Here is a 13,332-nt window from a genome sequence, read left to right on the forward strand (position 1 = left end):
TTTTTTCAGTTGCATAATGTTGGAAAAAATAGAAATACCTCTTGACAATAAGGATAGAATTTTATATTATAATAACAGTAATGATTACTGGTATCAATTAAATAATATGAAAACTTATAATACAAATAAAATTATTAGGAGGTAACATCTATGTCATTAGTAGGAAAAGAAGTAAAACCATTTAAAGCACAGGCATTTCGTAACGGAAAATTTCTAGAGGTAACAGAAGCTGATTTTAAGGGAAAGTGGAGTATTATCTGCTTTTATCCTGCGGACTTTACCTTTGTATGCCCTACAGAGTTGGAGGATCTACAGAACAACTATGAGACCTTTCAGAAGCTGGGAGCAGAAGTGTATTCAGTATCTACGGATACTCACTATACCCATAAAGCATGGCATGATACTTCGGAAGCTATCCGTAAGTTAACTTATACCATGATTGGAGACCCCTCCCATATTCTCTCCAGAAACTTTGATGTACTGATCGAGGAAGACGGACTAGCAGACAGAGGAACATTTCTTGTGGATCCAGATGGAATAATTAAGGCGGTAGAGATTAATGCAGGCAATATCGGACGAAATGCGGATACTTTGGTTGATAAGCTGAAAGCTGCCCAATATGTTCGAAATAATCCAGGCGAAGTATGCCCGGCGAAGTGGAAAGAAGGCAGCGCAACCCTAAAGCCCAGCCTTGACCTCGTAGGAAAAATTTGATGAAATAAAATTTTTACAAGTGCTAGAGATTCGCAGCTTTCACCTCGGCATGTTGGAAGGGGTATGATTATGGTACTGGAAGAAGAAATTAAAAGTCAACTTATTGAATATTTAAAGTTGTTGGAAGAAGAAATAGATATAAAGATAAGTGCAGGTACAGATACTGTATCCGAGGATTTATTAACTTTTATCGGGGAAGTCGGCACACTGTCCGATAAAATTAATATAGTAAAGGCAAGCTTACCAAGAACGCCCAGCTTTCAGATATGTAAAAGAGGAGGACTAAAGGGTGTAACCTTTGCAGGTATTCCTTTGGGACATGAATTCAATTCCTTTGTACTTGCTCTTTTACAGGTCAGCGGCAGAGCCCCAAAGATCAGCGAAAAGGTGAAAGAGCAGATTAAGGCATTAAAGGGCGAGCACAAGTTTGAGACCTATGTCAGTCTAAGCTGCCATAATTGCCCGGAGGTTGTACAGGCGTTAAATATTATAAGTGTGCTAAACCCCGGATATAGTCATACAATGATTGATGGTGCCATCTATAAGAAGGAGACAGAAGAAAAAGATATTCTGGCAGTTCCGGCGGTTTATCTTGACGGAGAATTCTTTGGCGGCGGACGTATGGAGTTGGAAGAAATTCTTTCTAAGCTAGATGTTCCCATGGAGACAGAGGAAGCTTATGAGAAAGAACCCTTTGAAATACTGGTAGTCGGCGGAGGTCCTGCAGGAGCAAGCGCGGCTATCTATGCGGCAAGAAAAGGCATCCGAACAGGTATCGTGGCAGAACGTTTCGGCGGGCAGGTCCTTGATACACTGGGAATAGAGAACCTAATCGGTACAAAGTATACGGAAGGACCTAAGTTAGCTCAGAGCCTGGAAGAACACGTCAAAAATTATGAGGTGGATATTATAAGAGGACAGCGGGCGAAGGGACTTGCGAAGAAAGACTTGATCGAAGTGGAACTGGAGAATGGAGCTGTGCTTAAAAGCAAAGCAGTAATAATTAGTACCGGTGCCAGGTGGCGAAAGGTCAATGTACCGGGAGAAGAAGAATTTAATACTAAAGGTGTTGCCTACTGCCCTCATTGTGACGGGCCTTTGTTTAAAGGAAAGAGGGTGGCTGTTATCGGAGGAGGTAATTCCGGTATTGAAGCTGCTATTGATCTGGCAGGAGTGGCTGAACAGGTTACAGTTCTTGAGTTTATGCCGGAACTAAAGGCAGATGCTGTACTGCAGGCACATCTTAACAGCCTGCCAAACGTCACCGTTTATAAGAACGTGCAGACTAAGGAAATAACCGGAGCGGGTAAAGTTGACGGGATTACCTTTACCCACCGGGAGACAGGTGAAGAGAAACACCTAAACCTTGAGGGTGTATTCGTACAGATTGGTTTAACCGCCAATACAGACTGGCTGGGAGATACCGTTAATCGTAACAGGATAGGAGAAATCGTAGTTGACAGCCATAATAATACCAATGTACCCGGTGTCTTTGCTGCCGGTGACTGTACGGACAGTCCTTATAAGCAGATAATCATATCGATGGGCTCTGGGGCTAATGCAGCACTCAGTGCATTTGATTATCTCATTCGAAATTAATTAATATAGAAGGCTATTATCAGAAGCTTTCTTGCTTTTCTGAAAGAAAAACAAGAAAGCTTCTTTTTGTACTCTTGATTCTAGAAGTGAGTTAAAAAGGAGTTAGAAGTGAGTTAAAAGGGAATTAAATAGAATATTAAAAAAGGAAGAAGGGAGTAGACTATTTATACAAATATATTGTAAAGTTTACTGATATATAGTAAAATATTTTACAAGAATACTAAAATCTGAGCATAAAGGGGGATGGCTTATGGTAGGAATTAAAGATATTGCAAGACAGGCAGGAGTTTCCGTATCAACAGTATCCAATGTTTTAAACAATAAGAAAAATGTAGGGGATGATACAAGAGATAAGATACTTAAAATCTGTGAAGAGTTATCTTATTATCCTAATATGGCAGGAAAAGGCTTAAAATCCGGCAAACCGAATACCATCCTCTTTAATTTCAGCGATTTTGACAGAAGTTTTTATCTTAAGATTATCAATGGCATCAGTGATTATGTGAATGACAATGATTTCGACCTGATTATCTGTACGGATAAATCCTGTGAGAAATACATGAATAACAGCCTTACAAGCGGCAGTATCATATTGGATAAAAAGATGAAGGATGAGGTCTTAAACCGCATCGCTGCAGAGAATTACCCCATAGTAGTCCTGGATAGGATATTGGAGAACCCCTGGATAAAGAGCGTGGTAGTCAACAACTATGAGCCTATGTATGAACTGATACAAGGTGTAATTGACCGAGGTTATAAGAGCTTTGGATTTGTGGGAGGTCCGGAAGAAACCGCAGATAACAAGGAACGTTACAGGGCTTTCCGGGATGCACTGGCGGCAAACCATATAGAGTTCCAGCAAAAGAGCTACTTTGCCGGGAACTACCGTGAGAAGAGCGGATATACCGCTGCAAAGATATTGATGTTAAGCAGAGAGCTTCCGGATTGTCTTGTCTGCGCCAATGATAATATGGCCATTGGTGCAATGAAAGCCTTCAGGGAAAACGGACTCAGGGTTCCCAAGGATATAGCAGTCACTGGATTTGATAATTGTGATCTTGCCGAAGCCATGGGACTTACTACCGTTTCTATCCCTAATTATGAAAGAGGTTATATTGCTGCCAGGTATTTGATTGAGAATATTAGGGGACAGAAGAATGTAGAGACTTTTAAAATAGAAGCCAAGATAATCTTTAGAGACAGTGTTGGTGTGACGGAAGAACGTAATTAGCGCTTAAAAGGATAGCAATAAGTAAAACATTAGTAAAATTGTATATTATTTTACTAAAGTCATGTGAAAATCAACAAAGGTTGAGAGGTTCACATGACTTTTTTATGGTATAAAATATACATAAATAACAAAAATAGCAACGGTTTAAAGAAAAGAATTCAACAATATTGACATAATGAAAAAATAATATTATTATTTAAGTGTAACGTTTTATTAAAAAGCATATATAAAGGAGAGGGTATTATGAAATTAAGAAAAATGTCAAGCATTTTACTTGTAATTATCATGATTGTGGGCATGATATTAACCGGGTGCGGTACGAAAAAGGAAACAAATACAAGTACCAACAATGCAAAGACAAATAATGCAGGAACTAGCGGAACGAATAGCAGTACCGATGCGAAACCTACAGAGCAGACAAAGGCAGCAGATAAAATCGTTATCTTCCAGTCCAAGGTTGAGATTAGTGATCAGTTGGAGGAATGCGCGAAAGCTTATACCGATGAGACCGGCGTGCAGGTTGAGGTATGGGGAACCACCGGCGATGATTATTTACAACAACTTAAAATAAAGCTTGGCAATAATCAGGGACCTACGGTTTTCTCTTTGGCTCCCGGCTCCGAATCAGATGACCTTAAAGCATATCTTGCTGATTTAAGTGATTTATCTTTTGTAAGCGATATTGCAGACAACATGGCAAATGTAATTGACGGCAAGGTTGTTGGTATTCCTTATACCATGGAAGGCTTTGGAGTTGTATATAATAAGAGCCTCATCGATGCATCCAAGGTTACAAGTTATGATTCTTTTGTTCAGATGTTAAAAGATCAGAAGGCAGCCGGAATCAACGGTTTTAGTTTATCCCAGGAAAGTTATTTCCTTATCGGACATATCTTAAATACTCCTTTTGCCTTACAGGCAGATCCGGATGATTACATAAAGAAATTGGTTGCAGGCGAAGTAAAAATGCAGGATACACCTGAATTTGTAGAGTTTGCTAAGTTTATGGAAGCAATCAGAGATAATACCAGCAATCCTCTGGAAGTAAATTATGATAGTGAGACAGGAGATTTTGCTACCGGTAAGACCGCTTCCATCCATCAGGGCAACTGGTGCTATAGTATGTTCAAAGATTATGATGTGAAGTTTGATATGGGAATTATGCCACTTCCTATCAACGGTAATGATAAAATTGCTGTCAGCGTACCAAGTTGCTGGTATGTAAATTCTCAGGCTTCTGCAGGTGAGATACAGGCAGGTAAAGACTTTATTAACTGGTTATATACAAGTGACACCGGAAAGAAATATCTGATGGAGAAGTTCGGTTTTATACCCGTGTTAAAGTCCATGACAAGTACAAAGCTTGATCCTTTGTCCCAGGCAGTTGCAGACTATGCAGCTCAGGGAAAGACTATCTCCTGGCCTATGAGTAAATGGCCCGCAGGTATTGTAGATGTATATTTGGTACCTGTAGCACAGGAATTCTTTACAACCAAGATGACCGGAACGGAGCTCCTTGAGAAATTAACAGATGCTTTCGTTCAGGCAGGAAAACAATAATCTGATTTTAGTAAAGTAACCGGATAGGGAAATTTGGCGGCGGTGAAGCCGATTTCTCTATCCGTAATTTTAAGTTTGATAAAAGGAGCATTTCTATGAGAAAGAGAAGGGATAAAGCCTGGTATGCTTTGTTTGTTTTTCCTCTAGTATTTATCTTTACAACAGTTGTAGTAATACCATTTATAATTGGCATCGGGTATTCCTTCATATCCTGGGACGGAATGCCGTTAAATGAAAAAAAGTTCGTAGGTTTGGACAATTATATAAGACTTTTTGCAGACAGCCGTTTTCTGACCTCTGCAGTACATACGGTGCTATTCACTATATTTTCTGTGCTATTAATTAACTTATTGGGTCTGACCTTTGCTCTGGCGGTGACCGGAAAACTTAAAGTGAAAAATGCAGCCAGGACAATGCTTTTTATGCCTTATCTTATCGGGGGTCTGATTCTGGGTTATATCTGGAAATTTATTTTTACGGATGTATTCAAATCAATCGGACAGATTACAGGCTTAACGAAGGTTTTCTTTAGCTGGCTGTTAAATCCCAGGTTTGCACTGGTGGCAATGATAATTGTGGCAACCTGGCAGATGGCGGGATATATCATGATCATATATATCAATGGTATTCAAGCTATGCCGGAAGATGTGCTGGAGGCAGCTAAGGTGGACGGAGCTAATTTCTGGCAGACATTGCTCCGAATTAAATTCCCTCTGATTATGCCTTCCTTTACCATATGTCTGTTCTTAACTTTATCCAATTGCTTTAAACTCTTTGATGTGAACTTCTCCCTTACCGGAGGAGGTCCAAGTAATGCCACGGAAATGATGGCTATGAATATATACAATGAAATCTTCTCTCTGAATAATTACGGATACGGCCAGGCAAAAGCCATTGTATTCTTCCTTGCGGTTGCAGTGATTACTTTGCTTCAGGTTTCCGTTACTAAGAAGAAGGAGGTGGAGATGTGATGAAAAGACTTGGTAAGATTTTTATAGAGTTTTTGGTAGTTGTTCTCTGCCTTGCATATCTGTTCCCGATTTATATTGTACTGGTCAATTCCTTTAAGAACAGGGCAGAACTTTATAAGAATATGCTGGCGCTGCCAAAGAGCATGTCCTTTGAATATTTTGCAAAGGCCATGAATAAGATGAGCTTTTTGGGAGCTTTTAGAAACTCTCTTGTTGTTACAATAATATCTATTACGGTTATTATTATCTTGGCTTCGATGACTGCCTGGATGTTTGTACGGACCGACAACAGACTTAGCCGGATATTATTTATGATATTTGTGGCAACCATGATTATACCTTTCCAGACTATTATGATGCCTTTAATGCAGGTAATGGGATGGGTAAGGGATAATCTGCATATCCCTATGTTAAATAGTTTAGGCGGACTTATTTATATGAATATAGGATTTGGAACCAGTATGGCAGTATTCTTATACCATGGATTTGTGAAATCCATACCGGTATCCCTGGAAGAAGCAGCTACTATTGACGGCTGTAATACCTTTAAGGTCTTCTGGAAGATTGTTTTTCCAATGCTGAAACCGACCACTGTGACTGTTGCGATACTGGATGTTATATGGATATGGAATGATTACTTGCTTCCTTCTTTGGTATTATCCAGTAAATCTCTAAGGACCATTCCCTTATCTACAGCTTCCTTCTTCGGGCAGTTTACAATTGAATGGAATCTGGCAATGGCGGGACTTATGCTGACAGTGACACCGGTTATTATATTCTATCTGTGTGCTCAGAAATACATCGTAAAGGGAGTTGCTGCCGGAGCGGTTAAATTGTAAAAATATGAGCGTGCTATGGCATCAAGGAAGGATAGGGAGGAAAGAATTAAAGTGCAGTATAAAATTTATGAGATAGAGAATGACAAAACAGACAACAATGCACTTATGGTAAATGAAACAGTTTTTCATAATGCCAACGGATATATCGGCATCCGTTCCAATTATGAAGAAGGATATCCGGATGGGTATGACACCATAAGAGGTTCATATATTAATGGCTTTTATGATATTGCAGATATGAAGCAGGCAGAGAAGCTCTGCGGGCTTGTGGAAGATAAGCAGGCAATGTTAAATGTTGCAGATACCCAGACCATATATCTGGAGCTTGATGGAGAAAGGTTCAGCCTTTTTGAGGGAGAAGTCTTAAGGAGCAGGAGATTTCTGGATATGGAGGCAGGGGTTACGGGAAGAGAGGTTCATTGGCGTTCACCTGGTGGAAAAGAAGCAGAGATCAGGATTAAGCGAATGACTTCCTTTTGCCAGCTTACCTTATTCACGATTGAATACAGTGTAAAAGCACTGAATTTCAGCGGAAATATCAGTTTTACCTCCTACCATACCGGGAAGGTAACGAATTACAGTAATGCCAATGATCCAAGGGTAGCCCAGGAAAGCAAGAGGTATATCCTGCCTGAGAAGGCCTGGATGGAAGAAGGAGCTTCATACCTTACATCAACGACCTCAAAGTCTGGCCTGTCAGTCTGCACAGGAGTAGCACATACCCTTACAGCAGAGGGAGAAAAGGGAAAGCAAGAAGAAAATATAGAAACGGAGCTGCTGTTAAATCAAACAGAGCACAGTGCCTGCTATAAAGCACAGCTTCCTATAAAGGAACAGGAGACAGTTATCCTGACGAAATATACAGTATTTTGTGATTCAATCCGATTTGGCGATTGCAGTAAAGCGGCAAAGGAAGAGATGGAAAAGGCACTGCGCATACCCCTGTCCGGGCATTACGAAACCCAAAGGATATATCTAAAGGAATTCTGGGATAATTGTATGTTGCAAATTAAGGGAGATGATGCCCTAACAGAAGCAGTTAATTATAATATGTACCAATTGATTCAATCCGTGGGAAAAGACGAACACAGTAATATTGCAGCCAAGGGATTAAGCGGAGAAGGTTATGAAGGCCATTATTTCTGGGATACGGAAATGTATATACAGCCTTTCTTTAATCTGACTCAGCCTGCTATCACAAAGAATCTTATCAGCTTCCGTTACAGCACATTGGAACAGGCAAGAGAGAATGCACATATTTTGGGCCATAAGAAAGGGATATTATATCCCTGGCGTACGATTATGGGAGTGGAGTGTTCCGGTTACTTTCCCTCCGGAACCGCTGCCTATCACATCAACGGAGATGTTGCTTACTCTATTGTTTCATATTATCTGGCAACAAAGGATATTGACTTTATTGCGGATAAAGGCGCAGAGATTATTTTTGAAACTGCCAGACTTTGGCTGGATGTGGGGAATTACTTCGAGGGAAGCTTTCGTATTAACGAGGTAACCGGACCGGACGAATACACCTGTATGGTAAACAACAATTATTTTACCAATGCAGCCGCCCAGTACAATCTTAATTGGGCTGTTAAGTTCTTTTATTTATTAAAAGAGGCAGGTATGCTACAAAAAGTTACAGAAAAAATAACCCTTACGGATAATGAGATCGAGGAGTTTGGCCGAGCAGCGGAAAATATGTATCTTCCCTACGATGAGGAGCTTGGAATCAACCCCCAAGACGATTCCTTTCTTGCAAAAAAGGTGTGGGATATACCTGGCACACCGGCAGATAAATTCCCGCTGTTGCTGCATTATCACCCCTTGCATTTATACCGTTATCAGGTATGCAAGCAGGCAGATACGGTATTGGCACACTTTATCTTCGAGGATGCCCAGTCCCTGGAGACAATAGGTAAGTCCTTTGAGTATTATGAAAAGGTAACTACCCATGATTCCTCTTTATCTACCTGTATCTTCAGTATCGTAGCTTCCAAGCTTGGGCTGACTCAGAAAGCTTATGAGTATTTTGGAGACTCTGCCAAGCTGGATTTATTCAATACCCATAAGAATACAAAGGATGGCATCCATACAGCAAATATGGGAGGAACCTTTATGGCAATTGTCTATGGCTTTGCTGGGCTAAGAATCAAGGAAAGCGGTATCAGTTTTGCGCCGGTGCTTCCGGAGTGCTGGGAGGAATACTGTTTCCAGATTAATTATGAGGATAGCCGTATAAAGGTGGAGGTTAAGAAAGAGGAAAGCATTTTTACACTGATAAGCGGAAGCGCCACAAGACTTCAGGTATATCAGGAATTATATGAATTAAATGACAGGGTATCTGTGAAAATAGGTTTGAACAAATGATAGAATGGTGATTAAATGAAATACAAAGCAGTTATTTTTGATCTTGATGGAGTTATCTGCCATACGGACCGGTACCATTACCTTGCCTGGAAGCAGTTGGCGGACAAAATCGGTGTATATTTTGATGAGGCAATCAACAATAGATTAAGAGGAGTAAGCCGGATGGCGAGCCTAGAGATAATATTGGAAGGTTGGAAGGGAACTAAGTTTACAGAAGAAGAAAAGACAGAACTTGCCGAAGAAAAGAATGGCAGATATAAAGAGCTTCTGAAAGAGATGACCCCAAATGACCTGCCAGCTGAGGTAAAGGCTACACTGGAGCAGCTTAGAACCAGCGGAATATTACTAAGCATTGGTTCCTCCAGCAAGAATGCAAGATTTATATTAGAGAGAATAGGCCTCTCCGGATTTTTTGATGCAATTTCAGACGGAAATAACATTACGAAATCAAAACCTGACCCGGAAGTTTTTCTGATGGCTGCGGAGTATTTAAACGTTGAGCCGGAGAGCTGTCTTGTAGTGGAAGATGCTAAGGCAGGTATTGATGCCGCGCGAGCAGCAGGAATGGATAGTGCCGCTATAGGAGATGCATATGGTTATCCTATGGCAGAGTATAGCTTAAAAGGATTTATTGATTTAGTAAAAATCTGTGAAGCAAAATAGAAAATTATCATTTATATAAAGCAGACCTTAGTGAAGGTTGTTGCAGAAGAGCTTAAATGACAGAAGGATGAATGATTCCTTTTTGTTTTAAAGCTGATTTGCAGCAACCTTTTATTTTACTTATTGATACTAATTTGCACGATTTTATAGGTGATAGCTGTTTTTTATAGATGAAATTGCTAATTTTCAAAGCACATCACAACTTCTTCTGAGTTTACGGTGAGACCTAAAAGATTAAAATGAAATCAGAACGAAGGAGAGAGGTCATAAAAATGAGAAAGAGAACAGATACGAAAAAAGATAGCTTTTTCCGTGATGTGGTGAAGAACAAATTTTCTTACTTAATAGCCTTACCGGCTATAATCTATGTGTTTCATTTCTTGTTCAAGACTCATTTGCTTGCTATTTAGGTCCCGCGGATGTTATATTGGTAATAGGGTTAAGCAGCAAATGGGTGGCAAAAATTATATTAATGAAGGAGAGTTGAAGCATGTCTATTAAGGATTGGAAAATTCAGTTTGAACAGGAGAAGGACAAGAAGGTGTATCATAGTACAGTTCTGACTTTTCATGGGGTGGAAGGTTTTGATGTGTATAACTGTTCTATACCTTTTACCTGGGAGGGAAAAGAGTATATCTACGGAAGAGTGGAAAAAAGAGAAGAATGGGCAAGGTCCTGGGTCAGATTGTTTGAAAGGACAGGGGAGAAGGATTATACGCTGGTAAAGGATCACATGATTTATCAGTTGGAGGACCCTTATATCAGCATTATTCACGGTGAGATGGTGCTTGGGGGAACTCATGTGAGAAAGCAGAACAGCAAGGTGGAGACTTATTACGGTTATTTCTACAGAGGAAGAGATTTAAATGATTTAGTCTACTTTACTACAGGGCCTGATTATATGAAGGATATTCGTCTGGTTGAACTTATGGATGGTAGAATTGGGGTATTTTCAAGACCCAGAAATGAAGAAATAGAAAAGAAATATGGCAGTGGTGCCATGATTGGCTTTGCTGTAATTTCTTCCTTGGAAGAACTGACCAATGATGTGATAGAAGCAGCAGAGCTGGTACCGGGTATTTTTGACAGAGGTGAATGGGGCGGCTGTAATCAGGCATATCTGCTGGAGGATGGAACGATAGGCGTTATCGGACATCAGTGCTATACCCAACCCATTGAGGAGGGAGAAGCTCTGGCGGTTTATATGAATATTTCTTTTGAATTTAATCCTCAGACGTTAGAAGTCACAAATAAGAAAGTGATTGGAACCCGTTCCTGTTATCCGGAGGGACCTGCTAAATTACCTAACCTGATTGATTGTACGTTTACTTCAGGAATTGTTATGAGGGAGGACAAAAAAGCGGACCTATATGCGGGTATAGGTGATACCATGGAAGGCTGTATAACGATAGATTATCCTTTTCATGCAAAATTAAAGTAGATTAAATGTGCTTCGGCACAGAAATAAATATTCGAATTCATAATATCTATGTAAGCCATTTCTATTGTGAATTTTTCACTTTATTGCTATAATTGGAACAGTTTGTATAAAAACTTATGGAGAAAGGGTGTTGGTATGTTTAGAGAGAATGAAGTAGTTTTGTTCCAGGGGGACAGTGTAACCGACTGTGGCAGAAACAGAGAAAATGAAGATGATATGGGACTCGGATATCCCCTGCTAATCAGTTCATGGCTTCAGGCTAAGTATCCTGAGAAAAATATCCGCTTTATAAATAAGGGGATATCAGGCAATAGAGTATGTGATTTAGAGGCAAGATGGAATGAGGATTGTATTAGTTTAGAGCCTACATTTGTATCCATTCTGATAGGTATTAATGACACTTGGAGGCGTTATGATAATAATGATCCTACTTCTGCAAAAGTTTTTGAGGATACCTACAGAAGGATTATCTTACAGGTGAAAGAAAAAACCAGTGCTAAAATCATGCTGTGCGAACCTTTTGTATTACCTTTCCCGGAGGACAGAAATATGTGGAGAGAGGATCTTGACCCGAAGATACATGCTGTAAGAAATCTGGCAAGGGAATTTAAGACGCTGCTCTTACCTCTGGATGGTTTAATAAACAGTGCGGCAGCGCTAAAGAGTCCGGCGTTTTGGGCAGCAGACGGAGTACATCCTACCATGGCAGGACATGCCTTGATCGCCCAGGAGTGGTTAAAGAAGACAGGTTTTTAAAGCAATAAATCAATAACTGATAAGTATATCAGAGCCGTGATATAATAAATTTACAGATAATTTGAACAAAGCAGAAAGAAGGAATGTGTCTTGGAACCGGCGCATGTATCTTTCTGCTTTGTGCGTATAAATCTTTTATATAAAACTGACCTTTTGACTCTTATATTGACATAGCTCGTCTATATAAATTCTTAATGGAAATTTAAGGAGAAATAACTGGTGTTAATATTAGCAAATATGGTAATGTTATTAACGTACCTGTTAATATAGAAAGGTACATAAAGGAGTAAGAAATGCTGTTATTATTTTCTATTTTATTCTTAATTGCCGGTATCTTTTGTGTCGGGTATACAATCCTTATAATTTCCTATTCCGGAGCCGGAACAGCTTTTTTGTGGTTCTGGATTTTGGCGGCGATAGGAAGCTTTTTGGCCTTCGCACTTTTTACCCTACTCCATACAAAGCATGTCTTTTTTCATCGGATATGGTATTATGCGTTTTCCGTTTTGTTTATATGCGGTGCAGCCGTATTTCTTCTGGTGGAAGGAAATATCTTCTATGGGGGTATGGGTAAGGCTGCCCCAAAGGCAGATTATATGATAGTGTTGGGAGCGCAGGTAAAAGGAAGGACGGTTTCCAAAGCACTTAAGAACCGCCTGGACACTGCGCTTAAATATCTTTTGGATAACCCACAGACAACTGTAATCGTGTCAGGAGGGCAAGGAAGAGGAGAAGAGATAACAGAAGCTCTGGCTATGAGAAATTACCTGGCAGATAAGGGAATTGATACAGAGCGGATCTTGTTGGAGGATAAGTCGGTAAATACTTATGAGAATCTGGTGAACAGTAAAGGTATAATAGATTCAAGAGAAGCCTCTGACAGTTCCTCTGTAAAGGTTGTTGTGGTCACTAACAGGTTTCATGTATTTCGGGCACTAAGTCTTGCCAGAACCCAAGGGATTAAAGTGGTTCAGGGACTTGGAGCTCCTAATGATGATATCTTAACACTGCATTATTATGTCAGAGAATTTTTTGGTGTGGTTAAGGATGTCCTGCAGGGGAATATGAAATGGTATGGGCACGTTAATGTAAGGTAATAATGCCGCGGTAATCTATCTGTTAAGCCTGTCTGTGAAGCTAAAGTAAAATATAAAATGTGATAGAGAAAAGAGAAAGCTGTCTGAATTT

12 protein-coding genes are annotated in these 13,332 nt (G+C 39.9%); all 12 read left to right on the plus strand.

The features are described from left to right. The first annotated feature begins 150 nt into the window (after positions 1 to 150). The 12 genes from ahpC to bsdcttw_RS01520 all read left to right on the plus strand — a co-directional run bounded on the left by ahpC (position 151) and on the right by bsdcttw_RS01520 (position 13,241). Positions 151 to 714: an alkyl hydroperoxide reductase subunit C gene (ahpC, locus tag bsdcttw_RS01465; RefSeq protein WP_185257689.1), complete on the plus strand. Its 564-nt coding sequence runs from the start codon at positions 151 to 153 to the stop codon at positions 712 to 714. Between the two features lie 69 nt (positions 715 to 783). Then, positions 784 to 2,313: an alkyl hydroperoxide reductase subunit F gene (gene ahpF / locus bsdcttw_RS01470; protein ID WP_185257690.1), complete on the plus strand. Its 1,530-nt coding sequence runs from the start codon at positions 784 to 786 to the stop codon at positions 2,311 to 2,313. A 250-nt stretch (positions 2,314 to 2,563) separates the two neighbouring features. After that, on the plus strand, positions 2,564 to 3,544 hold the full coding sequence (locus bsdcttw_RS01475; RefSeq protein ID WP_185257691.1) for a LacI family DNA-binding transcriptional regulator: 981 nt from the start codon (positions 2,564 to 2,566) through the stop codon (positions 3,542 to 3,544). 243 nt (positions 3,545 to 3,787) lie between these two features. Further along, complete coding sequence (locus bsdcttw_RS01480) at positions 3,788 to 5,104, plus strand: sugar ABC transporter substrate-binding protein (protein WP_197979817.1); 1,317 nt, start codon at positions 3,788 to 3,790, stop codon at positions 5,102 to 5,104. A 95-nt stretch (positions 5,105 to 5,199) separates the two neighbouring features. Next, complete coding sequence (locus bsdcttw_RS01485; protein ID WP_185257692.1) at positions 5,200 to 6,075, plus strand: carbohydrate ABC transporter permease; 876 nt, start codon at positions 5,200 to 5,202, stop codon at positions 6,073 to 6,075. Next, on the plus strand, positions 6,075 to 6,914 hold the full coding sequence (locus bsdcttw_RS01490) for a carbohydrate ABC transporter permease (RefSeq protein WP_185259652.1): 840 nt from the start codon (positions 6,075 to 6,077) through the stop codon (positions 6,912 to 6,914). Before bsdcttw_RS01485 ends, bsdcttw_RS01490 begins: the two co-directional genes overlap by 1 nt. Before the next feature lie 51 nt (positions 6,915 to 6,965). Then, positions 6,966 to 9,284 (plus strand): glycoside hydrolase family 65 protein, encoded by a 2,319-nt coding sequence (locus tag bsdcttw_RS01495; RefSeq protein ID WP_225903761.1) that lies wholly within the window; start codon positions 6,966 to 6,968, stop codon positions 9,282 to 9,284. 15 nt (positions 9,285 to 9,299) lie between these two features. Further along, a complete protein-coding gene (gene pgmB / locus bsdcttw_RS01500) occupies positions 9,300 to 9,947 on the plus strand; it encodes a beta-phosphoglucomutase (RefSeq protein ID WP_185257694.1) in 648 nt (215 codons plus the stop codon). A 272-nt stretch (positions 9,948 to 10,219) separates the two neighbouring features. After that, positions 10,220 to 10,357, plus strand: coding sequence for a hypothetical protein (locus tag bsdcttw_RS01505; RefSeq protein WP_185257695.1), 138 nt, complete (start codon positions 10,220 to 10,222; stop codon positions 10,355 to 10,357). Positions 10,358 to 10,437: 80 nt separating this feature from the next. After that, positions 10,438 to 11,388, plus strand: a complete 951-nt coding sequence (locus tag bsdcttw_RS01510; protein WP_185257696.1) for a DUF1861 family protein — start codon at positions 10,438 to 10,440, stop codon at positions 11,386 to 11,388. A gap of 135 nt (positions 11,389 to 11,523) precedes the next feature. Further along, complete coding sequence (locus tag bsdcttw_RS01515) at positions 11,524 to 12,144, plus strand: SGNH/GDSL hydrolase family protein (protein ID WP_185257697.1); 621 nt, start codon at positions 11,524 to 11,526, stop codon at positions 12,142 to 12,144. 293 nt (positions 12,145 to 12,437) lie between these two features. Next, positions 12,438 to 13,241: a YdcF family protein gene (locus bsdcttw_RS01520; protein ID WP_185257698.1), complete on the plus strand. Its 804-nt coding sequence runs from the start codon at positions 12,438 to 12,440 to the stop codon at positions 13,239 to 13,241. Positions 13,242 to 13,332: the final 91 nt, after the last annotated feature.

This window comes from Anaerocolumna chitinilytica, from assembly GCF_014218355.1.
GTDB classification, from domain to species: Bacteria; Bacillota; Clostridia; order Lachnospirales; family Lachnospiraceae; genus Anaerocolumna; species Anaerocolumna chitinilytica.

Bases quoted from the DNA above. Each gene is read 5' to 3' on its own strand.
- bsdcttw_RS01475 (WP_185257691.1), top strand. From the start codon at position 2,564: ATGGTAGGAATTAAAGATATTGCAAGACAGGCAGGAGTTTCCGTATCA.
- bsdcttw_RS01480 (WP_197979817.1), top strand. From the start codon at position 3,788: ATGAAATTAAGAAAAATGTCAAGCATTTTACTTGTAATTATCATGATT.
- bsdcttw_RS01520 (WP_185257698.1), top strand. From the start codon at position 12,438: ATGCTGTTATTATTTTCTATTTTATTCTTAATTGCCGGTATCTTTTGT.
- bsdcttw_RS01485 (WP_185257692.1), top strand. From the start codon at position 5,200: ATGAGAAAGAGAAGGGATAAAGCCTGGTATGCTTTGTTTGTTTTTCCT.
- ahpF (WP_185257690.1), top strand. From the start codon at position 784: ATGGTACTGGAAGAAGAAATTAAAAGTCAACTTATTGAATATTTAAAG.
- pgmB (WP_185257694.1), top strand. From the start codon at position 9,300: ATGAAATACAAAGCAGTTATTTTTGATCTTGATGGAGTTATCTGCCAT.
- bsdcttw_RS01515 (WP_185257697.1), top strand. From the start codon at position 11,524: ATGTTTAGAGAGAATGAAGTAGTTTTGTTCCAGGGGGACAGTGTAACC.
- bsdcttw_RS01505 (WP_185257695.1), top strand. From the start codon at position 10,220: ATGAGAAAGAGAACAGATACGAAAAAAGATAGCTTTTTCCGTGATGTG.
- bsdcttw_RS01510 (WP_185257696.1), top strand. From the start codon at position 10,438: ATGTCTATTAAGGATTGGAAAATTCAGTTTGAACAGGAGAAGGACAAG.
- ahpC (WP_185257689.1), top strand. From the start codon at position 151: ATGTCATTAGTAGGAAAAGAAGTAAAACCATTTAAAGCACAGGCATTT.
- bsdcttw_RS01490 (WP_185259652.1), top strand. From the start codon at position 6,075: ATGAAAAGACTTGGTAAGATTTTTATAGAGTTTTTGGTAGTTGTTCTC.